This window comes from Stutzerimonas stutzeri (assembly GCF_002890915.1).
Lineage (GTDB): Bacteria > Pseudomonadota > Gammaproteobacteria > Pseudomonadales > Pseudomonadaceae > Stutzerimonas > Stutzerimonas stutzeri_AF.
On record NZ_POUT01000006.1, the window covers coordinates 72532 to 93586 of the forward strand.

Consider the following 21055-nt stretch of genomic DNA (forward strand, 5'->3'; position numbering starts at 1 on the left):
GTCAGCAGACCCAGCCCCTGCGGAGTGATTCCCGATGAGCAATACCCCCAGCGAGCGCCGGCGCTTCCAGCGCATCGAATTCGACGCCGCCACCGAGCTGGTCCAGGGCGAACGCCGCTGGCCGGTCGAACTGCACGACCTGTCGCTCAAGGGACTGCTGGTCCGCCGGCCCGCGCAGTGGGATGCCGATTCGACGCAGCTGTTCGAGGCGCGGGTGCGCCTGGCCGACGACGCCGAGGTGTGCATGCAGGTGGCGATGACCCACGAGGTGGGCGAACTGATCGGTTTCGTCTGTCGGCACATCGACCTCGATTCGATCGCCCATCTGCGGCGCCTGGTCGAGCTCAATCTGGGCGACGAGCAGCTGCTGGACCGCGAGCTGGCGGCGTTGGGCGGCAGCTGAACCCACTCTAAAAAGCATCGCCCCGAGGTCGGGCCACCCACAAAAGCTGCGAGCCCCACGCCGAACCCAGTGGGAGGCGCGCCCTCGCGGCGATGCAGGCCGCCAGGCCTGCCCGGGGCTCAGAGCATCGCCCCGGGGCGGCATCTCCCTCAAAGCGACCGAACCCTGGATCGCGCCCCGCACCAAGCGTTGCGCACGCCAATGAGGCGACCTTATTCGAACAACGCGTCCAGTGCCTGTTCCAGGCGCGTCACGGCAATGATCTGCAGACCGGCCGGCGCTTCCTTCGGCGCGTTGCCCCGGGGCACGATGGCACGCTTGAAACCGTGCTTGGCGGCTTCCTTCAGGCGTTCCTGGCCGCTCGGCACCGGGCGGATTTCGCCGGACAGGCCGACCTCGCCGAACACCAGCAGGTCGGTATCCAGCGGCCGATTGCGCAGGCTGGAAATCACCGCCGCCATCAGCGCCAGGTCCGCCGCCGTCTCCAGCACCTTCACGCCGCCCACCACGTTGATGAACACGTCCTGGTCGTAGGTGGGGATGCTGCCGTGGCGGTGCAGCACGGCCAGCAGCATGGCCAGGCGGTTCTGGTCGAGGCCGAGGGTGACGCGGCGCGGGTTGGCCAGGTGGCTGGTGTCGACCAGCGCCTGCACTTCCACCAGCATCGGCCGGGTGCCTTCCCAGGTGGCCATGACCACGCTGCCGGGCACCGCTTCCTGGGCGCGGGTGAGGAAGATCGCCGAGGGGTTGGTGACTTCCTTCAGGCCCTTGTCGGTCATGCCGAACACGCCCAGCTCGTTGATCGCGCCGAAGCGGTTCTTCACCGCGCGCAGCAGCCGCAGGCGGCCGTCGGATTCACCCTCGAAATACAGCACGGTGTCGACCATGTGTTCGAGCACCCGTGGACCGGCCAGCGCGCCTTCCTTGGTGACGTGGCCGACCAGGAAGATCGCCGTGCCGCTCTGCTTGGCGTAGCGCACCAGCAGCGCGGCGCTCTCGCGTACCTGGGCGACGCCGCCGGGGGCGGACTGCAGTTGCTCGGTGAAGATGGTCTGGATCGAGTCGATCACCATCACCTTGGGCTTTTCCAGGCGCGCGGTGGCGATGATCGATTCGATGCAGGTCTCGGTCATCACCTTGAGCCGGTCCTGCGGCAGGTCCAGCCGCCGCGCGCGCATGGCCACCTGCTGCTGCGATTCCTCGCCGGTGACGTACAGCGCCGGGAAGCGCTGGGCGATGGCGCACAGCGTCTGCAGCAGGATGGTGGACTTGCCGATGCCCGGGTCGCCGCCGATCAGCACCACCGAGCCATCGACCAGGCCGCCACCGAGCACGCGGTCCAGCTCGCCGGAGGCGGTGGAGAAACGCGGCACCTCCTCGACGCTGACTTCGGCGAGGGTCTTGATATTGGCCTGGTCGCCGGCCCAGCCGGCGCGCCCCGAGGACGGTGCGGCGCTGTCGACGAGGGTTTCCACCAGGGTATTCCAGGCACCGCAGTCGCCGCACTGGCCGGCCCACTTGGGAAAGGTCGAGCCGCATTCGGTGCAGCCATACATGCGCTTGGCCTTGGCCATGGGAAACTCCGGGTCGGGGGAATGGAGTCGCATGATAACGGCTGACTTGATTGCCATCAGCCACAAGTGGCGTACGAGTCGTCAGACTGTGAACAAATGGGACGGGAGCGAGAGCCATGCGCTATCTGCTGTTTCTTCATCTGCTGGGCGCCTGTGTCTGGGTCGGTGGTCATCTGGTGCTGCTGCTGGGTGTCCTGCCCGGCGCGCTACGCCGGCGCGATCCGCAGCCGGTACGCGGTTTCGAGCAGATCTACGAGCGCATCGGTATCCCGGCGCTGCTGCTGCAGATCGTCACCGGTCTGTGGATGGCGAGCTTGTGGCTGCCCCATGCGCAGTGGTTCGGCGATTCACCCATCGCCCATCTGGTGCAGGCCAAGCTGGCGCTGCTGGGCTTCACCGCCCTGCTCGGGGTGCATGCGCGGCTGGCATTGATCCCCAGGCTCGATGCCCGGCGGCTGCCGCAGCTGGGGCTGCATATCGTGCTGATCACCCTGACGGCGGTGGCATTCGTCTGGGTCGGGGCGGGGTTCAGGTTCGGTGGGGTGTTCTAGATCACCACGCTGCCTATGCCATTCGCGAGCCGCTGCCGAACGGGCACATGCGGGTAGGTTGGCGCTGAGCGCAGCGAAGCCCAACAGGGGGGCACGAACATGTTGGGCTTCGTCGCTTCGCTCCTCAACCCAACCTACGTTCTCCAGGGCCAAGACCACGGAGCAACGAAAAAGCCCGCCATGGCGGCGGGCTTCGCGGGAGTGTCTACCGGCTCAGCCGCAGCAACCGCCGCAGCAGCTGCCCGAGGCGCGCTTGAGGTCGCGGGCGATGTCGTCCTTCATGTTCACGCGCTCCTGCTTGAGCGCGTTCAGTGCCGCGTCATCCAGAGTCTCGACGCCGTCTTCCACGCGGCAGATGCGCTTGTCCAGGGCTTCATACTCTTCAGCCTTGCGTGCGAAGGCCGGATCTTCCTGGCGCAGTTTCTGCAGTTGCTCGCGCTTTTCAGGGAAATCGTTGATCAATGGATGGTGTTCGACATGCATGGAGGCTGCTCCGGGGGTTATCGGGAAAGCCATACCTTAGTCTGGCGCCCGCGTTATCCGGTTGACGGCGATCAAGCGAACGTCATCCGCGCGATTTCGCCGACGAGCGAGGCTCCTCTGGCCTGCGCTCCGAAGGCCGCCTATGCTCTAGAACGGCCCGCGCCACCTGGGTGGTGACCGCGCAGAGGCAAGCCCATCAGCGATACAGGATTTTTCGATATGAGTCTGATCAGCGAATTCAAGGCGTTTGCCGTCAGGGGCAACGTGGTCGACATGGCCGTGGGTATCATCATCGGCGCGGCGTTCGGCAAGATCGTCTCGTCGTTCGTCGACGGGGTGGTCATGCCGCCGTTAGGCCTGTTGATCGGCGGGGTGGATTTCTCCGATCTGGCCATCGTGCTCAAGGAGGCCGTGGGGGATGCGCCGGCGGTGCTGCTGCGCTACGGGGCCTTCATCCAGACCGTGGTGGACTTCCTGATCATCGCCTTTGCCATCTTCATCGCGATCAAGGCACTCAACCACCTCAAGCGCAAGGAGGCCGAGGCTCCGTCCGCGCCGCCGGCGCCGACCAAGGAAGAACTCCTGCTGACCGAGATCCGCGACCTGCTCAAGGAGCGCAGCGGGCGCCCCTGAGGCGTTGCCTCAACGCACCACCAGCCGCCGAAGCCAGTCCAGCAGCACGCCGGGCAACAGCTCGGGACGGGGCAGCAGGGCGTATTGCCCGGTGCCGAAGACGCCGGGCAGGTAGTTGGCGGCCTGGCGGTCGATGGTCAGGCAGAACGTCGAGATGCCCTGCAGGGTGGCTTCGGTGACCGCCTGGCGCATGTCTTCCACGCCGTAGCGGCCTTCGTATTCATCCTTGTCGTTCGGCTTGCCGTCGGACAACAGCAGCAGCAGGCGATGGCTGGCGCCCTGTCGCAGCAGGCCGCTGCTGGCGTGGCGGATGGCGGCGCCGGCGCGGGTGTAGTGCTCCGGCTCCAGCGCGCTGATGCGCAGCGCCACGTCGTTGCCGAAGCCTTCGTCGAAGGCCTTGAGCTGCCGCACGATCACCGCGTCGGGGCCCTCGCCGGAAAATGCCTGCACGGCGTAGGGCTCGCCCATGCCTTCGAGGGCGATGCAGACCAGCAGCAGGGCTTCGCGCTCCACGTCGATGATGCGGCGGTTGGCCGATATCCAGCCGTCGGTGGAGCCGCTGATATCGATCAGCAGGGTGATGGCCAGGTCCCGTTCCATCGTGCGACGGGTCTGGTACAACTTCTCGGACAGCGAGCCGCCGGCACGGAAGTCGGCGTAGCTGTCGATGTAGGCGCCCAGGTCGACCTCGTCCCCGTCCAGTTGCCGCCGGCGGGTGACGCGGCGCGCACTGAGCATTTCGAAGTGCCGCCTGATCTGTCCGAGCAGCGCGCGGTGCTCGTTCAGTGTGTCGTCCACCCAGCGCTGGGAGCCCGGCAGGTTCGGCAGCTCCCTGACGATGGCGCCGGGCTGGCGGTAGTGCTGGGCGCGGTAATCCCATTCCGGGTAGTGCAGGCCCTGGCCTTCGGTCCTGGCGCGCTTCAGCTGCATGAGCGTATTGCCGTCCGGCGGATCGTCGGAAACCAGCACCTCCCTGGGCCTGCCCGGCGTCGCGACCAGCCGTGCCTCCGGCAGCTCCGAGAGCATGTCGCCGTATTCGTCGGCGCTGATGTCCTCGTCGCGGTCGACCGGGCGGTTCAGCCCGAAGGGGTCTTCGGCATGCTGGTGCGGCTCGTCGGCCTGCACCATGAAGATGCCGTCGCTGTCGTCGTCCTCGTCTTCGGCCGCCTGGCGGACGTCCGGGCGGCGCGGCAGGCTGGCGCTGCGTGGCGGCGCTGCGCTTCCGTGATCGGCTGTAGACGTTTCCTGCGCCGACATCATGACTGGCTCGGGCGCGGGCGCATGCAGGGTCCCGGTCCACCAGTCCCTGAGCAACGGGGCGTCGCCGCCGGAGCGATCGTCGGGCGAAAGACCCAGGCGGGCCAGCAGCGCTTCGGCCAGTTGCAACGAGTGCGCCGGCGATTCGCTGAGCGGGAAGCCTGGCGGCGCATGCCCGCAGGGGCTGGCGAGCAATTGCCTGAGCAGCGCCTCGAGCGGCTGGCGCGAGCGGGAAAAGCTCGAGAGCGGCGGGCGTCGTTGCAGGGCCGTTTGGCGCAATCGTTCGAGCGCAGGCGCCATGCCGGGCAGTACTTGCACCAGCCGCTCGTCCGCCGCCCAGGCTTCGAGCAGCAGGCAGGCGTCCGCCAGCAGCGGGGGGTGGGTGGGATCGAACAGTTCGGCGCTGCCGCGCTGGGCGCGCAGCGCCTGCTGCAGGGCCATGACCCGGTAGGCTTCGCTGCCGAACTCGATATCCGCCATGCCGGAGTCCGCCGGCAACCACAGGCGCCGACCATCGGTAGCCGGGACGGGCTGTTGCTGCCAGGGGTATTGAGCGCGGCGGAACAACCGCACCAGCAAGGTGGGCCGGGCGGGCGGCTGGGCGATCCGGAGCGGGTAGCTGGCGCCGGTTACCGCGGTGACCAGCAGGTCCAGACGGGGCGCGACATCGGCAAGGGTGGCGGTCGGCGGCCCTTTCGCCGGTGGCCGGTAACGCCGCCACAGCTTCTGCGCCTGGATGGTCGCATGGCGCGCGGCATCGCTGACCAGCTCCTCGGCTTCGGCCATCGTCGTCGGGCCCGCTAGACGAAGGTGCCGTCGACCAGATCGCGCAGGGCGCTGACCATCGACGACTCGTCGGACAGCGGCGAGACGATGGCCGCATGGCAGGCTTCGCGCACCGGGATACCGCAGCTGGTCAGGGTGGCGGCGGCGATCAGCAGCCGCGTGCTCGGCACTTCCGCCAGGCCGCGGTCGCGCAGCTGGCGGATGCGCCCGGCCAGGCTGACCAGGCCCCTGGCGATGGCCGGGTCGGCGCCGCTCTCGTGCTGCACGATCAGCGCCTCCTGTTCGGGCGCGGGGAAGTCCAGGTCCATGGCGACGAAGCGCTGGCGGGTGCTGGGTTTCAGGTCCTTGAGCATGCGCTGGTAGCCGGGGTTGTAGGACACCACCAGTTGAAAGCCGGGCGCCGCCTCGATGGTCTCGCCGGTCTTGTCGATCGGCAGCATGCGCCGGTAATCGGTCAGCGCGTGCAGCACCACCACGGTGTCCTGTCGCGCCTCGACGACCTCGTCCAGGTAGCAGATGGCGCCTTCGCGCACGGCGCGGGTCAGCGGCCCGTCCTGCCAGACGGTGCCGTCATGGCGGATCAGGTAGCGGCCGATCAGGTCGCTGGCCGCCAGGTCGTCGTGGCAGGGAATGGTCACCAGCGGCCGGCCGAGCCGCCAGGCCATGTGTTCGACGAAGCGGGTCTTGCCGCAGCCGGTCGGGCCCTTGAGCATGACCGCCAGGCCCCGGGCATGGCACTGCTCGAACAGGGCGATCTCGTTGCCGGCCGGCCGGTACCAGGGCTCCTCCGCCAGCTGGCGCGCGGACAGGCTGCGCAGTGCGCGATCCATGCCCACCTCAGGTGGTCCGGTCGACAGCGAGGCCGCCGTTCGGCGCCGGCTCTTCGCTCAGTGCTTCGAAGCGCGGTCGGTAGCGGAAGAAGTCGTAGATATACAGCCCCACGCCGGTGGCGAAGACGCTGGCGGTGGCGATCAGCATCACGAAGTGGATCTGGATCTTGAGCTGCGCATCCAGATAGCCCACGCCCATGATCCGCTCCAGGTACACCTGGCCGATGCCGGCGGTGGCGAAGGAGATGGTCATGCCGAACATGCCGGCCAGCTGCAGCCAGAAGGCCCAGTAGCCGATGGCGGTGCCCTCGTCCGGACGCTTGTGGGTGAGCGAGGGCAGCGCGTAGCTGATCATCGCCAGCACGATCATGGCGTAGGCGCCGTAGAAGGCGGCATGGCCGTGCATGGCGGTGACCAGGGTGCCGTGGGTCCACTTGTTGATGCTCGGCCAGGTATGGGCCAGGCCCAGCAGGCCGGCGCCGAACAGGGTGAACACGGTGCTGCCCAACGTCCAGTGCAGCGCCAGCACGTTGGGATGGCGCAGCCCCGAGCGGCGCATGGCGCCGTAGGCGTACATGGCCATGCCGACGATCGCCAGCGGTTCCAGCGCGCTGAAGAAGCCGCCGATCGGCAGCCAGTAGTAGGGCACGCCGACCCAGTAGTAGTGGTGCGCGGTGCCGAGGATGCCGGCGATGAACACCAGGCCGACGATCACGTACAGCCACTTCTCCAGCACTTCGCGGTCCGCGCCGGACAGGCGGATCAGCAGGTAGGCGAGGAAGGCGCCCATGATCATCATCCACACGCCTTCGACCCAGAGATGGATGGTCCACCAGCGGTAGAAGATGGATACCGTGTAGTTCTCGTAATGCAGCAGCGCGGGGAGGAACAGCACGGCGCTGCTGAGCAGGCCGAGCAGCAGCACGCCTTCGGTGGTGGTGAAGCGCCCGGATTTCCGGATGGTCATGCCGATGTTGTAGAGAAAGATCAGCATGCAGACGACGATGACCAGCTTGTGCGGCAGCGGTTGTTCCAGCAGCTTGTTGCCGGTGCCGTAGCGGAACAGGTAGCCGATGATCGCGGTGACGCCCATGGCGGTCCACAGGCCGAGCTGGAGGTAGGCGAGCCTGGTGCTGTGCAGCTCGGTGCGCGACTCGTCGGGCACCATCCAGTAGGTGGCGCCCATGAAGCCGGTGAGCACCCAGACGATCAGCAGGTTGGTGTGGATCACCTTGGTGACGTCGAACGGCAGGATGGACAGCAATGGATCGGGGCCCAGGTACTTCGCCGCCGAGAGCAGGCCGAACACCAGTTGCAGGCCGAACAGCACCATGGCGACGGCGAAGTACCAGTAAGCGACGGACTGTGATTGGTAGCGCATGGCCTGACCTCTGCAAGTGTCTTCCCGGCGCCCCGAGAGCGCGGCGGGGTCGCTGTTATTTGAATGTCGCGAGGTACGCGACCAGTTGGTCGAGCTGTTCGTCGCTCAGCGACTGGGCATAGGTGTTCGGCATGAACGAGGTGCCGCCCGCCGAATACATCTCGCCAGGATGCAGGTAGGCGCTGGGCGTGACGATGGATTCGCGGATGTACGCCTCGACGCTCTCGGCGCCGCCCTGGTAGTCCGCCGAGGCGATGGTCCGTTCGGCCCGCGTGGCGATGCCGGCCAGCGTCGGCCCCGCCAGGTTGACCCCGGGGGCGATGGAGTGGCAGGCATTGCAGGCCGGCGTCACCGTGCGGAACAGGGCTTCGCCCTGGGCGATGGGGGCTTCGCCGCCGCTGACCGGTCGTGCGCCGGGCGGCATCTGTTCGGGTGCGTGGCCGGGGCCGGAGGCGTCCTGCTGCGCCAGGGTCAGGTCGGTGCCGGGGATCGACGAGCCGGTCACCAGGATCGGGCGTGGCGGCCAGCCCTGGTTGTCGACACTGGCGACCCAGTCGAAGAAGGCGATCAGCGCGGCGATCTCCTCGTCGCTCAGGTCCTGGTCCGGCATCAGCCGGCGGTGGCGCTGCTCGTCGTAGAACTTCGCCGGGTCCTTGAGAAAGGCGGTGAGGTAGGGCGCGCCGCGGTGCTGGGAGATTTTCGTCAGGTCCGGGGCGTAGTAGGCCCCCTCGCCGAAGAGCGTATGGCAGTTGATGCAGTTTTTCGCGTGCCAGACATCCTTGCCGCGGGTGACTTCGGGGGTGATGGCCTCGGCATTGGTCAGGGCGGGAAACTGCCGGTGACTGTCCACCGTGAGCCCGAGAAAGACCGCCGTGGCGACGAGGGTGGAAATGATGGCGAAGAAACGCGTTTGTCGCTTGTTCATTGGGAGCGCCTCAACGGCGGATCAAACGCCGATGCCTGACCAGTGAATGATGCCGATAGCGCCGGCATAGAGCGCGGCGGCGAGCATCAGCGCAAGAACCACGAAGCTGAGAATCCTCAGGGCCTTTTCCAAGCTGTTCTCCTTCTGCCGAGTCGTTGGCGGCGGTGGCGCTAGCCACCGGGCGGCAGGCGTACCAGCGTGACCAGTACGATCGAGTCCGCCAGCAAGCGCAGGGCATGCCTGGTCTGCTCGGCCAGGTAGATCAGCTCGTTGGCGCGCAACGGCCGCCAGTCGTCGTCGACCTGGACCTCGATCGCGCCCTGCAGGCAATGGATGGTGATGGGACCCGGCACGGCATGGCCGGGAACGACATGGCCGGCGCTTAGTACCAGGCGCATGACCTCGATGCGGGGGGCGCTGACGATCGCTTGAGACTTGAGGGTGGGCAACTGCCCTGCGCAAAGCAGGTCGACCACTTCGCCCGATTGCGCGTGCTTCAAGGCCATGGCTGTTCCGCCGTTGTTGCTTGGTCTTGAGCGTAGACGAGGTGTTGGGGGTGGTCCAATTTGGGGCGCGCGTGTAAGGGGCGTGCCGCTCAGACGCAAAAAACCTTCCCGGCGCGAGGCGCCGGGAAGGACCGGGTGGTTATTCCGGCTTCGGCGTGGTCGCCGTGCTGGCCGGCAGGGTCGGGTAGGCCACCTGCGGTTGCTCGCCGGTGAGGCTGTGGAGGAACGCGGTGATGGCGCTGACTTCGTCATCGTTGAGCTGACGGCCGAGCTGGCTGTCACCCATGATCGCCACGGCCTGTTCCAGCTCCCAGACTTCACCGCTGTGGAAGTACGGCGGCGTCAGGGCGATGTTGCGCAGCGGTGCGGCGCGGAACACGTACTCGTCGTCGGCGGTGTTGGTGACCGTGAAGCGGCCCTTGTCACCGGCCGGCAGGATGTCGGCGCCCGGCTTCTTGATCACGCCGAACGGGAAGTAGCTCTGGCCGCCGACGTTGACGCCGTTGTGGCAGGCGATGCAGCCGACGTCCATGAACAGCGCGAGGCCTTTCTTCTGCTTGTCGTCCAGTGCCTTGTCCTCACCCTTGAGGAAGCGGTCGAACGGCGAATTCGGCGTGGTCAGGCTGACTTCGAAGGCTTCCAGGGCGTAGGCCATGTTGTCGAAGCTGACCGGGTCCTTGTCGTTGGGGAAGGCTTTCTTGAACTCGGCGGCGTACTCCGGAATGCTCTTGAGCGTCGCCACGACCCGCTCGGGCGTGCTGTTCATCTCGACGCTGGCCTGTACCGGGCCCTTGGCCTGCTCCTGCAGGTCCTTGGCACGGCCATCCCAGAACTGTGCGGCGTTGAACACGGCGTTCAGCACGGTCGGCGAGTTGCGCGGACCTTTCTGCCAGCCGTGGCCGATGGAGGTCGGTACGTTGTCGCTGCCGCCGATGCTCAGGTTGTGGCAGGTGTTGCAGCTGATCACGTGGCTGCTGGACAGGCGCGGGTCGAACCAGAGCTTGTGGCCGAGCATCGCCTGGTCGTCGCTGACTGTCTGGCCGCGAACCTCGGTGACCTTGTCCGGTACCGGCTTGAAGATGGCGCTGGCGCGCTCGCGCAGGTCATCGGCATTCGCTACGCCGGCGAACAGTAGGCTGCTAAGCAATAAAGGAAGGGACGGGCGCATCACGGAAACTCCTTTTGTGTTGGCTAGCCCTAGGAGGCCTCTTTTGGTCAAGTCGATGCTTGATCTGCATCAAGCCGGATGAGCAAAGCAGGGGCGGTGAATTGTGTCCGGGTATGACGGCGCCGCTGCTTTTGGCAGGCGTCTCGGAAAAACGCCGTCATCGGCAGGGATTCCGCTGGCGGCGCCCTGTCGGTCGGGCGATCGGAGCCGCTCGGGCGGCGCCGGCAGGAACCCGCGGGCGCCAGCCTTGCGGCGCGGCGGAGGCAACGCCAGAATGACGGCATCTATCGTGGCCGCGTGCGCCACTCCAGCAAGGATTCCCGATGCCTGAAACTGTCGCTGCCGGCCTGCGCCTGGCACCCGATGCGCTGACCCGTCCCTTCGAGCCCAGCCAATTCAACTTCAAGACCACCGCCGAGCTCGAGCCGTTTCTCGGCGTGCTCGGCCAGGAGCGGGCGGTCGAGGCGCTGCAGTTCGGCGTGGCGATGCCGCGTCCCGGCTACAATGTGTACGTCATGGGCGAGCCGGGCACCGGGCGTTTCTCCTTCGTGCGCCGCTACCTGAAGGCCGAGGGCAAGCGGCTGGACACGCCGTCGGACTGGGTCTACGTGAACAACTTCGACGAGCCGCGCGAGCCGCGGGTGCTGGAGCTGCCGCACGGCGGCGCCGCGGCGTTCATCGCCGACATCACGCAGCTGATCGACAACCTGCTGGCGACCTTCCCGGCGGTGTTCGAGCACCCCAGCTTCCAGCAGAAGAAGAGCGCCATCGATCGCGCCTTCAACCAGCGTTACGACAAGGCGCTGGATGTGATCGAGAAGGCGGCGCTGGAGAAGGAAATCGCGCTCTATCGCGACAGCAGCAATATCGCCTTCACCCCGATGAAGGACGGCAAGGCGATGGACGAGACCGAGTTCGCCCAACTGCCGGAGGCCGAGCGCGAGCGCTACCACGAGGACATTTCCGCACTGGAAGTGCGCCTGAACGAGGAGCTGGCGAGCCTGCCGCAGTGGAAGCGCGAGTCGACCAACCAGCTGCGCCAGCTCAATGACGAGACCATCAGCCAGGCGCTGCAACCGCTGCTGGAGCCGCTGTCGGAAAAATACGGGGAAAACGCCGGCATCGAGGCCTACCTGCAGGCGGTACAGGTCAACCTGCTGAAGACCGTGGTCGAGCAACTGGTGGACGAGAACCGCCCGGAAGCGCAGAACCGCCTGCTGCTCGAGGAGCAATACAGCCCGAGCCTGGTGGTCGGCCACCCGGTCGACGGTGGTGCGCCGGTGGTGTTCGAGCCGCACCCGACCTACGACAACCTGTTCGGCCGCATCGAATACAACACCGACCAGGGCGCGCTCTACACCAGCTATCGCCAGCTGCGCCCGGGTGCGCTGCACCGTGCCAACGGCGGCTTCCTCATGCTCGAGGCGGAAAAGCTGCTGGGCGAGCCCTTCGTCTGGGAGGCGCTCAAGCGCGCCCTGCAGTCGCGCAAGCTGAAGATGGAGTCGCCGCTGGCCGAACTCGGCCGGCTGGCCACGGTGACGCTGACGCCGCAGGTCATCCCGCTCAACGTCAAGGTGATCATCATCGGCTCGCGGCAGCTCTACTACACGCTGCAGGACCTGGATCCGGACTTCCAGGAGATGTTCCGCGTGCTGGTGGACTTCGACGAGGACATCCCGCTGGCCGAGGACAGCCTCGAGCAGTTCGCCCAGCTGATGAAGACCCGCACCTCGGAGGAAGGCATGGCGCCGCTCAGCGCCGCCGCGGTGGCGCGTCTGGCGACCTACAGCGCGCGGCTGGCCGAACACCAGGGACGCCTGTCGGCGCGGATCGGCGACCTCTTCCAACTGGTCAGCGAGGCCGATTTCATCCGCCAGCTGGCCAAGGACGAGGTGACCGACGTCGGCCACATCGAGCGCGCGCTGAAGGCCAAGGCCACCCGCACCGGCCGGGTTTCGGCGCGGATTCTCGAGGACATCCTCGCCGGGGTGATCCTGATCGACAGCGAAGGCGCGGCGATCGGCAAGTGCAACGGCCTGACCGTGCTGGAAGTCGGCGACTCGGCCTTCGGCATGCCGGCGCGCATCTCCGCCACGGTCTATCCGGGCGGCTCGGGGATCGTCGACATCGAGCGCGAGGTCAATCTCGGCCAGCCGATCCATTCCAAGGGCGTGATGATCCTCACCGGCTACCTCGGCAGCCGCTACGCCCAGGAGTTTCCGCTGGAGATTTCGGCGAGCATCGCGCTGGAGCAGTCCTACGGCTACGTCGATGGCGACAGCGCTTCGCTGGGCGAGTGCTGCGCGCTGATCTCGGCGCTGTCGCGCACGCCGCTCAAGCAGTGCTTCGCCATCACCGGTTCGATCAACCAGTTCGGCGAGGTGCAGGCGGTCGGTGGGGTCAACGAGAAGATCGAAGGCTTCTTCCGGCTCTGCGAGGCGCGCGGGCTGACCGGCGAGCAGGGCGTGATCGTCCCGTTCGCCAACGTCACCACGCTGATGCTCGACGAGCGCGTGCTGGAGGCCGTGCGCCAGCAGCGCTTCCACGTCTACGCGGTGCGGCAGGTGGACGAGGCGTTGTCGCTACTGGTGGGCGAGGACGTCGGCGCGGCCAACGCACAGGGACATTTCCCCAAGGGCAGCGTCAATGCCCGCGTGGTGGAGCGCTTGCGCGACATCGCCGAGATCGAGCTGGAGGACGAGGGCAAGGGCGAATCGCCGCAGTCGCCGGCGCTGCCGGAAGGAAGTAAACCCTGAGCGGATTTCGAACGGAACGATAGCGCGCGCGACAGGTCTGCAGTGGAGGAGGGCATCCACCCGCCATCCACAAGGTTATCCACAGCTTCAGGGGATAAACCGGCTTGCGCGCTCATTCGTCAGGAGTGTCCCGCGTCAGCCCGACGCGAGGATCGCTGCCATGTCGCATAGCCTTTGTCTCAATCGCCAGTGCCTGGGACTGGTTACCCGAATCGAATGCATCATTCGTCCGCTGGCGGGCGGCAACGGCCTATGGACGTTGCTCTGCGCCGCCGGGCTGGCCGATGGACAACCCACCGCCATCAAGGTGCAGGGCCCGTTTCACGGGCCGGCGATGGCCGAGTCGGTGCTTGCGGCGATCGCCGACAACCTGCTGGGGCAGGGTTATCGCGAATCCGACGCCCCGTCGATCTGGCAGCTGCACATGCAGGCCGAACTGCGCCGGGTGAATGCCAATCAGGCACGCTTTCTCGGTGGCTGGGAGTCGCGCCCCTAGGGCTGAGCCGATTCGAGCCGGTGGGTAGCGGGCGGTTTTTTCGGGGTGACGCCACCGCCGCGGCGTTTTTATCCACACGCACATACGGCGCCTGGGCTTGCCTTGTGTGCCCGGCCTCGCTGCGTATACTCGCCGTTCCGTTATTTCCATTTGTGAGACCCCATGGAGCGCATTCTCGAAAATGCCATGTACGCCGCGCGCTGGCTGTTGGCCCCCATCTATTTCGGCCTGGCATTCGCGCTGCTGGCGCTGGCGATCAAGTTCTTCCAGGAGATCTTCCATATCCTGCCGATGATTCTGTCCATCAGCGAAGCCGATCTGGTGTTGACGTTGCTGTCGCTGATCGACATGGCCCTGGTCGGCGGGCTGCTGGTGATGGTGATGATCTCCGGCTACGAGAACTTCGTTTCCCAGCTGGACGTGGACGAGGGAAAGGAAAAGCTCGACTGGCTCGGCAAGATGGACTCCGGTTCGCTGAAACTGAAGGTCGCCGCCTCGATCGTGGCGATTTCTTCGATCCACCTGCTGCGCATGTTCATGAACGTGCAGCAGATCGAGAGCGAGAAATTGATGTGGTACGTGATCATCCACCTGACGTTCGTGCTGTCGGCATTCGCCATGGGCTACATGGACAAGATCACCAAGCACTGATTCGCGTCGCTCGGCAAGGGTTCGCCCAGCTGTGCTAGGCTGGCCGACCTTTTATCCCATCGGAGCCCGAGCATGACCGATCTCAACCTCTCCACCGACGAAACCCGCGTGAGCTACGGCATTGGCCGCCAGCTGGGGGATCAGCTGCGCGACAATCCACCGCCGGGCGTCAGCCTGGATGCGGTGATCGCCGGCATCCGCGACGCCTTCGCCGGCGTTGCCAGCCAGGTCAGCCCGGAGGCGCTGAATGCCAGCTTCGCCGTGATTCGCGAGCGTATGCAGGCCGAGGCGCAGAAGAAGGCCGAGGCCGCGGCTGCCGAAGGCCGCGCCTTCCTCGCCGAGAATGCCCAGCGCGAAGGCGTGGTCGTGCTGGAGTCGGGGCTGCAGTACGAGGTGCTGAGCAGCGGCGAAGGTCCGCGGCCGACCCGCGAGGACAGCGTGCGCACCCACTATCACGGCACCCTGATCGACGGCAGCGTGTTCGACAGTTCCTATCAGCGCGGCCAGCCCGCCGAGTTTCCGGTCGGCGGCGTGATCGCCGGCTGGACCGAAGCCCTGCAACTGATGAACGCAGGCAGCAAATGGCGTCTCTACGTACCGAGCGAACTGGCCTACGGTGCCCAGGGCGTCGGCAGCATCCCGCCGCACAGCGCGCTGGTGTTCGACGTCGAACTGCTGGACGTGCTTTAAAAGGCGGCTCGCTTCGCGAGCGCGGACTGTTTTTGTGGGCGGCCCGACCTCGGGGCGATGCTTTTAGCTGTTGCCAGGCCGTTGGCCTGCAATCGCCGCGAGGGCGCGCCTCCCACAGGTCTGAGCGCTTTCGTCGCTTTTCGCCCGACACCGTTTCTCAAGGGCGCAACGCCCGGGCATAGCTGAACAGGAACAGGTTGCGGACCTGTTCCTTGAGCACGCAGGGCTCGCTGGTGCTCAAATCCTGCAGGTCCAGGTCGCCCTGCTCGCGCAACTCCTCGAGCGCCTCTCCTTCAAGCGAAACGCATACCGCGCCGGTGTTGCGATCGAGTATCCGCAGGTAAGGCTGTGGCCGATCCAGCCAGGCATCTATCAGATAAGTCATGCTGCACCTCCAGTTGATTTGCTTAATGAGAATAATTGTTATTTGCAAAACTGCAAGCGCAGATGATCGATGGCCTGTGCAGGCTACAGCGGGTGTCAGTCAAGAGAGGAGAGGCTGACGGCTGCGCCATGCGGCGCAGCGTCGGAAGGACGTGCTCAGTGCGTGCGGGCTACGGCGAAACGGCAAAGCTCCGCCAGGGCGTCGCGGTAGCGGTTGGCGGGAACGACTTCGAGGCAGGCGATGGCGCGCTCGGCGTAATCGCGGGCCAGCCTGGCGGTGTAGTCTAGGGCGCCGGAGGCCTCCACGGCAGCGCGGATGCTTTCCAGATCTTCCAGGCCGCCTTTCTGGATCGCCTTGCGCACCAGGGCCGCCTGTTCGGCCGTGCCTTCGCGCATGGTGTAGATCAGTGGCAGCGTGGGTTTGCCTTCGGCGAGATCGTCGCCGACGTTCTTGCCGAGGGTTTCGGCATCGCCCTGATAGTCGAGCAGGTCGTCGACCAACTGGAAGGCGATGCCGAGGTAGTCACCGAAGGCGCGCAGGGCTTCGCGCTGGGCCTCGCTGGCGCCGGCCAGGGTGGCGGCGCTATGGGTGGAGGCCTCGAAGAGCATGGCGGTCTTGGCGCGGATGACCTCCATGTAGATCTCTTCGGTGGTACTGGCGTCGCGAACCTTGGACAGCTGCAGCACCTCGCCTTCGGCGATGACCCGGGTCGCCTGGGAAATGATGCGCATGACCGGCATGGAGTCGAGCTCGACCATCATTTCGAAGGAGCGCGCATAGAGGAAGTCGCCCACCAGCACGCTCGGCGCATTGCCCCACAGCGCGTTGGCGGTCGAGCGGCCACGGCGCATGCCGGACATGTCGACGACGTCGTCGTGCAGCAGGGTGGAGGTGTGCAGGAATTCGATGATCGCCGCCAGCAGGCGCAGCTGGTCGCCCTGGTGGCCCAGCGCGCTGCCGCTGAGCAGCACCAGCAGCGGGCGCAGGCGCTTGCCGCCGGCCGAGGTGATGTAGTCCCCGATCTTTTCCACCAGCGGAACGCGCGAAGTCAGTTGCTTGCGGATGATGCCATCGACAGCGGCAAAATCGTCCGCCACAACTTGGTAGAAAGGCTGGGGTTGCATCGGGGACTCCTCGCAGATTGCGCGGCATGCTAGGGGGCGGGTCCGGCACTGTCAAGGCAGCGCCAGCTGGCTATTGCGCAGGGGGTGGCGCATGCGTACAATCGCGGACCCTGAACTTCCCCCTGGGCATTTCCCTGCCTTACGCAATTGCACGGGCGTCACTTCCGGCCCCATGCAGCCATGCCAGCCACCAACCATTCTTTCAAAGCGCTGGGTGAGCAGGATCAACGGAGATACATAGATGTACGCAGTTATCGTTACCGGCGGCAAGCAGTACAAGGTTGCCGAAGGCGAATACCTCAAGATCGAGAAACTCGAAGTTCCGACTGGCGAAGCTGTCACTTTCGACCGCGTTCTGCTGATCGGCAACGGCGAAGATGTGAAAATCGGCGCTCCGGTGGTCGATGGTGCCAAAGTCACCGCTGAAGTGGTTGCCCAGGGCCGCCACGACAAAGTGACCATCATCAAGTTCCGCCGTCGTAAGCACCACATGAAGCGTCAGGGCCACCGTCAGTGGTTCACTGAGGTCAAAATCACCGGTATTCAGGGCTAATCGGGCCTGAATCCCCTTATAGGAGTATTGAACTCATGGCACACAAAAAAGCTGGCGGTTCTACCCGCAACGGTCGCGACTCAGAAGCCAAACGCCTTGGCGTGAAGATGTACGGCGGCCAGGCCATCAAGGCCGGCAACATCATCGTGCGTCAGCGCGGCACCCAGTTCCATGCCGGTTATGGCGTGGGCATGGGCAAGGATCACACCCTCTTCGCCAAGGTCGAGGGTGTGGTCAAGTTCGAGGTGAAGGGCGCTTTTGGTCGTCGCTACGTGAGCGTCGTCGCAGCCTAACCGCGACGTTGCTGGAAAAGCCCTGTCATGCGACGGGGCTTTTTTGTTTCTGTATCCTTGTGAGGCTCTTGCAAAGAGCGGTGCGCTGCGCATTCGGCTCTTGCCGGGTTTTTTGCAAGACCCTTAGGTTTCTTGTTTCTTAGGCCCGTCCTGCGGCGGGAGGCGTTCCCATGAAATTCGTCGATGAAGTATCGATTTTTGTAAAGGCCGGCGACGGTGGCAACGGCATGATGAGCTTCCGTCGCGAGAAGTTCATCGAGAAGGGCGGTCCCAACGGCGGCGATGGTGGTGACGGCGGCTCGGTGTACCTGGAGGCCGACGAGAACCTCAATACCCTGGTGGACTACCGCTACACCCGCCGCTTCCATGCGCAGAACGGGCAGAAGGGCGGCAGCACCGACTGTACCGGCGCCAAGGGCGAGGATCTGGTCCTGCCGGTGCCGGTGGGCACCACCGTCATCGATGCTGCGACCCAGGAAATCATGGGTGACCTGACCAAGGCCGGCCAGCGCCTGCTGGTGGCCCAGGGTGGCTGGCACGGCTTGGGCAATACGCGCTTCAAGTCCAGCACCAACCGTGCGCCGCGGCAGACCACGCCGGGCAAGCCGGGCGATGCGCGCGACCTCAAGCTGGAGCTGAAGGTGCTGGCCGACGTCGGCCTGCTGGGGCTGCCGAATGCCGGCAAGAGCACCTTCATTCGCTCGGTTTCCGCCGCCAAGCCGAAGGTGGCCGACTATCCCTTCACCACGCTGGTGCCGAACCTCGGTGTGGTCAGCGTGGGTCGTTACAAGAGCTTCGTGATCGCCGATATCCCGGGGCTGATCGAGGGTGCGGCCGAGGGCGCCGGGCTGGGCATTCGGTTCCTCAAGCACCTGGCGCGCACCCGCCTGTTGTTGCATCTGGTCGACATGGCGCCGCTGGACGGCAGCGACCCGGCCGATGCGGCCGAAGTGATCCTGCGCGAGCTGGAAAAATTCAGCCCGGCCCTGATGCAGCGCGACCGCTGGCTGGTGCTGAACAAGGCCGACCAGTTGCTCGATGACGAGCGCGAGGAGCGTATGCGCCAGGTGGTCGAGCGCCTGGAGTGGGAAGGGCCGGTATTCGTCATCTCCGCGCTGGAGGGCGAGGGCACCGAGGCGCTGAGCCAGGCCATCATGCGTTATCTCGACGAGCGTACGCTGCGTATCGCCGAGGAGCCGGATTATGCCGAGGCGCTGGCCGAGCTGGACCGACAGATCGAGGACGAGGCGCGTGCGCGGTTGCAGGCGCTCGATGACCAGCGTGCGCTGCGGCGTGCCGGGGTCAAGGCGGCGGATGAGGTCGATGATGACGACTTCGACGACGATGACGATGACGAGGGCGGCGCCGAGATCATCTACGTCCGCTGAGTCGGGTTCGGGTCGCTTGGCGACCTGCTTCATGCGAGTGGTCGGCGGGCTGGCTCGTGCGCAGCCCGATCCAGAGGTGTTTTGGCCGGAGAGAAGGCGGGAACGATGCGGGACAAGGTGAGCGGTGCGCGGCGCTGGGTGGTGAAGATCGGCAGTGCGCTGCTGACCGCCGACGGGCGCGGCCTGGACCAGGCGGCGATGGCGGTCTGGGTGGATCAGATGGTGGCCCTGCGCGAGGCGGGCGTGGAGTTGGTGCTGGTGTCGTCTGGCGCGGTCGCCGCCGGCATGAGCCGCCTGGGTTGGGCGGCACGGCCGAAGGCAGTGCATGAGCTGCAGGCCGCTGCGGCAGTGGGGCAGATGGGATTGATCCGGGCCTGGGAGTCGAGCTTTGCCCGCCGCGATCAGCAGACCGCGCAGATCCTGGTCACCCATGACGACCTTTCCGACCGCAAGCGCTACCTCAATGCGCGTAGCACCCTGCGCACGCTCGTCGATCTCGGTGTAGTGCCGGTCATCAACGAGAACGACACCGTGGTCACCGACGAGATCCGCTTCGGCGACAACGATACTCTCGGTGCGCTGGTGGCCAACCTGGTCGAGGCCGATCTGCTGGTCATTCTCACCGATCGCGACGGCATGTTCGATGCCGACCCTCGTCTCAATCCCCGGGCCAATCTCATCAGCGAGGCACGTGCCGACGACCCGGCGCTGGATGCCGTGGCGGGTGGCACTGGTGGTGCGCTGGGACGCGGCGGCATGCAGACCAAGCTGCGCGCGGCGCGTCTGGCTGCGCGTTCCGGTGCGCATACGGTGATCGTCGGTGGGCGTATCGAGCAGGTGCTGGCGCGGCTCAAGGCCGGCGAGCGCCTGGGTACGTTGCTGGCGCCCGAGCGCAGCCGGCATGCGGCGCGCAAGCAGTGGCTGGCCGGGCACTTGCAGACCCGTGGCACGCTGACGTTGGATGCCGGTGCCGTGCATGCCTTGCGCCAGGGGCATCGCAGCCTGTTGCCGGTTGGCGTGAAGGCGGTGCGGGGTGGATTCCGCCGGGGTGAAATGGTGGTCTGCGTCGGCCCGCAAGGGGAAGAGGTGGCGCGGGGGTTGGTGAATTACAGTGCGGCCGAGGCACAGCGGATTCTCGGTCGCCCGTCCGACGAGATCGAGAAGCTGCTCGGCTACGTCGACGAGCCGGAGCTGATCCATCGCGACAACATGATTCTGGTCTGAGGTGATCATGTCCCGGGCTGTCATGGCGTTGCTGCTGGGGCTGGCGATGCCGCAATTCGCGTTCGCTGAACAGATTGGCGAAGTCGATACGGTGTTCAAGTGGCTCGGGCCGAACCACAAGATCGTGATCGAGGCGTTCGATGATCCCAAGGTCGACGGTGTGACCTGTTACCTTTCGCGAGCCAAGACCGGCGGCATCAAGGGTGGCCTGGGGCTTGCGGAGGATCGGGCCGAGGCGTCGATTGCCTGCCGGCAGGTCGGGCCCATCCGGGTCAATGATGGACTGAAGGATGGCGAGGTGGTGTTCAAGGAGCGCACGTCGCTGGTGTTCAAGAGCATGCAGGTGGTGCGCTTCTTCGACGAGAAGCGCAATGCGCTGATCTATCTCGTCTATAGCGACCGGATCATCGAAGGCAGTCCGCAGAATGCGGTGACGGCGATCCCGATCCTGCCCTGGCCGTAGGTTGGGTTGAGCGCAGCGAAGCCCAACGGGCAGGATGTCGGGCGGTGCTTGAGCGTGTTGGGCTTCGTCGCTGCGCTCCTCAACCCAGCCTGCGAAGCTGCCAGGAGCTGCAGGCATAAAAAAACCGGCGCGAGGCCGGTTTTTTCAAGAACGGGCAGCTCAGGCTGCAGCAGCTTCGCCGAGGGCCTTGATGTGGCCGTTCAGGCGGCTCTTGTGACGAGCGGCTTTGTTCTTGTGGATGATGCCTTTGTCGGCCATGCGGTCGATGACCGGCACAGCGGCGGTGTAGGCTGCGCGGGCCTTGTCCAGGTCCTTGGCATCGATGGCCTTGACCACATTCTTGATGTAGGTGCGAACCATGGAGCGCAAGCTGGCGTTGTGGCTGCGACGCTTCTCAGCCTGAATTGCGCGTTTTTTGGCGGAAGGGCTGTTGGCCACCGTCGAACTCCTCGAAAACGTGGGGGATTGCAAAGCAAATAAGGCCGCGAATCATGCCGACGCGGCGGGCGCTTGTCAAGCCCGCTCGAATGGCTCG

23 protein-coding genes are annotated in these 21055 nt (G+C 65.8%); 12 read left to right on the top strand and 11 right to left on the bottom strand.

From position 1 onward, the window contains the following. The first annotated feature begins 34 nt into the window (after nt 1-34). The gene (locus tag CXK94_RS12050; RefSeq protein WP_102894530.1) at nt 35-403 is read left to right on the top strand and encodes a PilZ domain-containing protein; all 369 of its coding nucleotides are present in this window, start codon (nt 35-37) and stop codon (nt 401-403) included. 212 nt (nt 404-615) lie between these two features. Here the strand turns inward: CXK94_RS12050 and radA are convergent, their stop codons facing one another. Beyond that, nucleotides 616-1977 (bottom strand): DNA repair protein RadA, encoded by a 1362-nt coding sequence (gene radA / locus CXK94_RS12055; protein ID WP_037038338.1) that lies wholly within the window; start codon nt 1975-1977, stop codon nt 616-618. Between the two features lie 116 nt (nt 1978-2093). On the opposite strand from radA, the gene CXK94_RS12060 reads away from it, so the two are divergent. Beyond that, nucleotides 2094-2528, top strand: a complete 435-nt coding sequence (locus CXK94_RS12060) for a CopD family protein (RefSeq protein WP_102894531.1) — start codon at nt 2094-2096, stop codon at nt 2526-2528. Nucleotides 2529-2741: 213 nt separating this feature from the next. On the opposite strand, the gene CXK94_RS12065 is transcribed toward CXK94_RS12060, so the two are convergent. Further along, on the bottom strand, nt 2742-3011 hold the full coding sequence (locus tag CXK94_RS12065) for a YdcH family protein (RefSeq protein WP_037038340.1): 270 nt from the start codon (nt 3009-3011) through the stop codon (nt 2742-2744). A 219-nt stretch (nt 3012-3230) separates the two neighbouring features. Between CXK94_RS12065 and mscL the strand changes: the two genes are divergently transcribed. After that, the gene (gene mscL / locus CXK94_RS12070; RefSeq protein WP_102894532.1) at nt 3231-3644 is read left to right on the top strand and encodes a large-conductance mechanosensitive channel protein MscL; all 414 of its coding nucleotides are present in this window, start codon (nt 3231-3233) and stop codon (nt 3642-3644) included. A gap of 9 nt (nt 3645-3653) precedes the next feature. Here mscL and CXK94_RS12075 read toward each other — a convergent pair whose 3' ends face one another. The 6 genes from CXK94_RS12075 to CXK94_RS12100 form a co-directional block, all read right to left on the bottom strand. Beyond that, on the bottom strand, nt 3654-5687 hold the full coding sequence (locus CXK94_RS12075) for a nitric oxide reductase activation protein NorD (protein ID WP_102894533.1): 2034 nt from the start codon (nt 5685-5687) through the stop codon (nt 3654-3656). Nucleotides 5688-5701: 14 nt separating this feature from the next. Continuing rightward, nucleotides 5702-6517, bottom strand: coding sequence for a CbbQ/NirQ/NorQ/GpvN family protein (locus CXK94_RS12080; RefSeq protein ID WP_102894534.1), 816 nt, complete (start codon nt 6515-6517; stop codon nt 5702-5704). Nucleotides 6518-6524: 7 nt separating this feature from the next. Then, nucleotides 6525-7898 (bottom strand): cbb3-type cytochrome c oxidase subunit I, encoded by a 1374-nt coding sequence (locus CXK94_RS12085; protein WP_102894535.1) that lies wholly within the window; start codon nt 7896-7898, stop codon nt 6525-6527. A gap of 55 nt (nt 7899-7953) precedes the next feature. Continuing rightward, complete coding sequence (locus CXK94_RS12090; RefSeq protein ID WP_037038344.1) at nt 7954-8823, bottom strand: c-type cytochrome; 870 nt, start codon at nt 8821-8823, stop codon at nt 7954-7956. Nucleotides 8824-8993: 170 nt separating this feature from the next. Further along, complete coding sequence (locus tag CXK94_RS12095; RefSeq protein ID WP_102894536.1) at nt 8994-9329, bottom strand: hypothetical protein; 336 nt, start codon at nt 9327-9329, stop codon at nt 8994-8996. A 139-nt stretch (nt 9330-9468) separates the two neighbouring features. Continuing rightward, nucleotides 9469-10497 carry a cytochrome-c peroxidase gene (locus tag CXK94_RS12100; protein WP_037038346.1) on the bottom strand — a complete coding sequence of 343 codons (1029 nt, stop codon included), beginning with the start codon at nt 10495-10497 and terminating at the stop codon, nt 9469-9471. A gap of 323 nt (nt 10498-10820) precedes the next feature. Between CXK94_RS12100 and CXK94_RS12105 the strand changes: the two genes are divergently transcribed. From CXK94_RS12105 to CXK94_RS12120, 4 genes are all read left to right on the top strand, one after another. Beyond that, a complete protein-coding gene (locus tag CXK94_RS12105) occupies nt 10821-13253 on the top strand; it encodes a Lon protease family protein (RefSeq protein ID WP_102894537.1) in 2433 nt (810 codons plus the stop codon). A gap of 160 nt (nt 13254-13413) precedes the next feature. Continuing rightward, nucleotides 13414-13749: a hypothetical protein gene (locus CXK94_RS12110; protein ID WP_037038348.1), complete on the top strand. Its 336-nt coding sequence runs from the start codon at nt 13414-13416 to the stop codon at nt 13747-13749. 162 nt (nt 13750-13911) lie between these two features. Continuing rightward, nucleotides 13912-14400 carry a TIGR00645 family protein gene (locus CXK94_RS12115; RefSeq protein WP_102894538.1) on the top strand — a complete coding sequence of 163 codons (489 nt, stop codon included), beginning with the start codon at nt 13912-13914 and terminating at the stop codon, nt 14398-14400. Between the two features lie 72 nt (nt 14401-14472). After that, nucleotides 14473-15090: an FKBP-type peptidyl-prolyl cis-trans isomerase gene (locus tag CXK94_RS12120; RefSeq protein ID WP_102894539.1), complete on the top strand. Its 618-nt coding sequence runs from the start codon at nt 14473-14475 to the stop codon at nt 15088-15090. A gap of 157 nt (nt 15091-15247) precedes the next feature. Here CXK94_RS12120 and CXK94_RS12125 read toward each other — a convergent pair whose 3' ends face one another. Then, entirely contained in the window at nt 15248-15475 is a 228-nt protein-coding gene (locus tag CXK94_RS12125; protein ID WP_102894540.1) for a hypothetical protein, read from the bottom strand. Between the two features lie 155 nt (nt 15476-15630). Further along, nucleotides 15631-16599, bottom strand: a complete 969-nt coding sequence (locus tag CXK94_RS12130; RefSeq protein ID WP_037038351.1) for a polyprenyl synthetase family protein — start codon at nt 16597-16599, stop codon at nt 15631-15633. Nucleotides 16600-16840: 241 nt separating this feature from the next. Here CXK94_RS12130 and rplU point away from each other — a divergent pair, with 241 nt between their 5' ends. The 5 genes from rplU to CXK94_RS12155 all read left to right on the top strand — a co-directional run bounded on the left by rplU (nt 16841) and on the right by CXK94_RS12155 (nt 20520). Continuing rightward, complete coding sequence (gene rplU, locus CXK94_RS12135; RefSeq protein ID WP_037038352.1) at nt 16841-17152, top strand: 50S ribosomal protein L21; 312 nt, start codon at nt 16841-16843, stop codon at nt 17150-17152. 35 nt (nt 17153-17187) lie between these two features. Continuing rightward, a complete protein-coding gene (gene rpmA, locus CXK94_RS12140; protein ID WP_011912146.1) occupies nt 17188-17445 on the top strand; it encodes a 50S ribosomal protein L27 in 258 nt (85 codons plus the stop codon). A 170-nt stretch (nt 17446-17615) separates the two neighbouring features. Beyond that, nucleotides 17616-18833 (top strand): Obg family GTPase CgtA, encoded by a 1218-nt coding sequence (gene cgtA, locus CXK94_RS12145; protein WP_102894541.1) that lies wholly within the window; start codon nt 17616-17618, stop codon nt 18831-18833. Nucleotides 18834-18938: 105 nt separating this feature from the next. After that, nucleotides 18939-20057 (top strand): glutamate 5-kinase, encoded by a 1119-nt coding sequence (proB, locus tag CXK94_RS12150; protein WP_102894542.1) that lies wholly within the window; start codon nt 18939-18941, stop codon nt 20055-20057. A 7-nt stretch (nt 20058-20064) separates the two neighbouring features. Then, nucleotides 20065-20520 (top strand): CreA family protein, encoded by a 456-nt coding sequence (locus CXK94_RS12155; RefSeq protein ID WP_037038384.1) that lies wholly within the window; start codon nt 20065-20067, stop codon nt 20518-20520. A gap of 159 nt (nt 20521-20679) precedes the next feature. Here CXK94_RS12155 and rpsT read toward each other — a convergent pair whose 3' ends face one another. Next, nucleotides 20680-20958 (bottom strand): 30S ribosomal protein S20, encoded by a 279-nt coding sequence (gene rpsT / locus CXK94_RS12160; RefSeq protein WP_003288018.1) that lies wholly within the window; start codon nt 20956-20958, stop codon nt 20680-20682. Between the last annotated feature and the right edge of the window lie 97 nt (nt 20959-21055).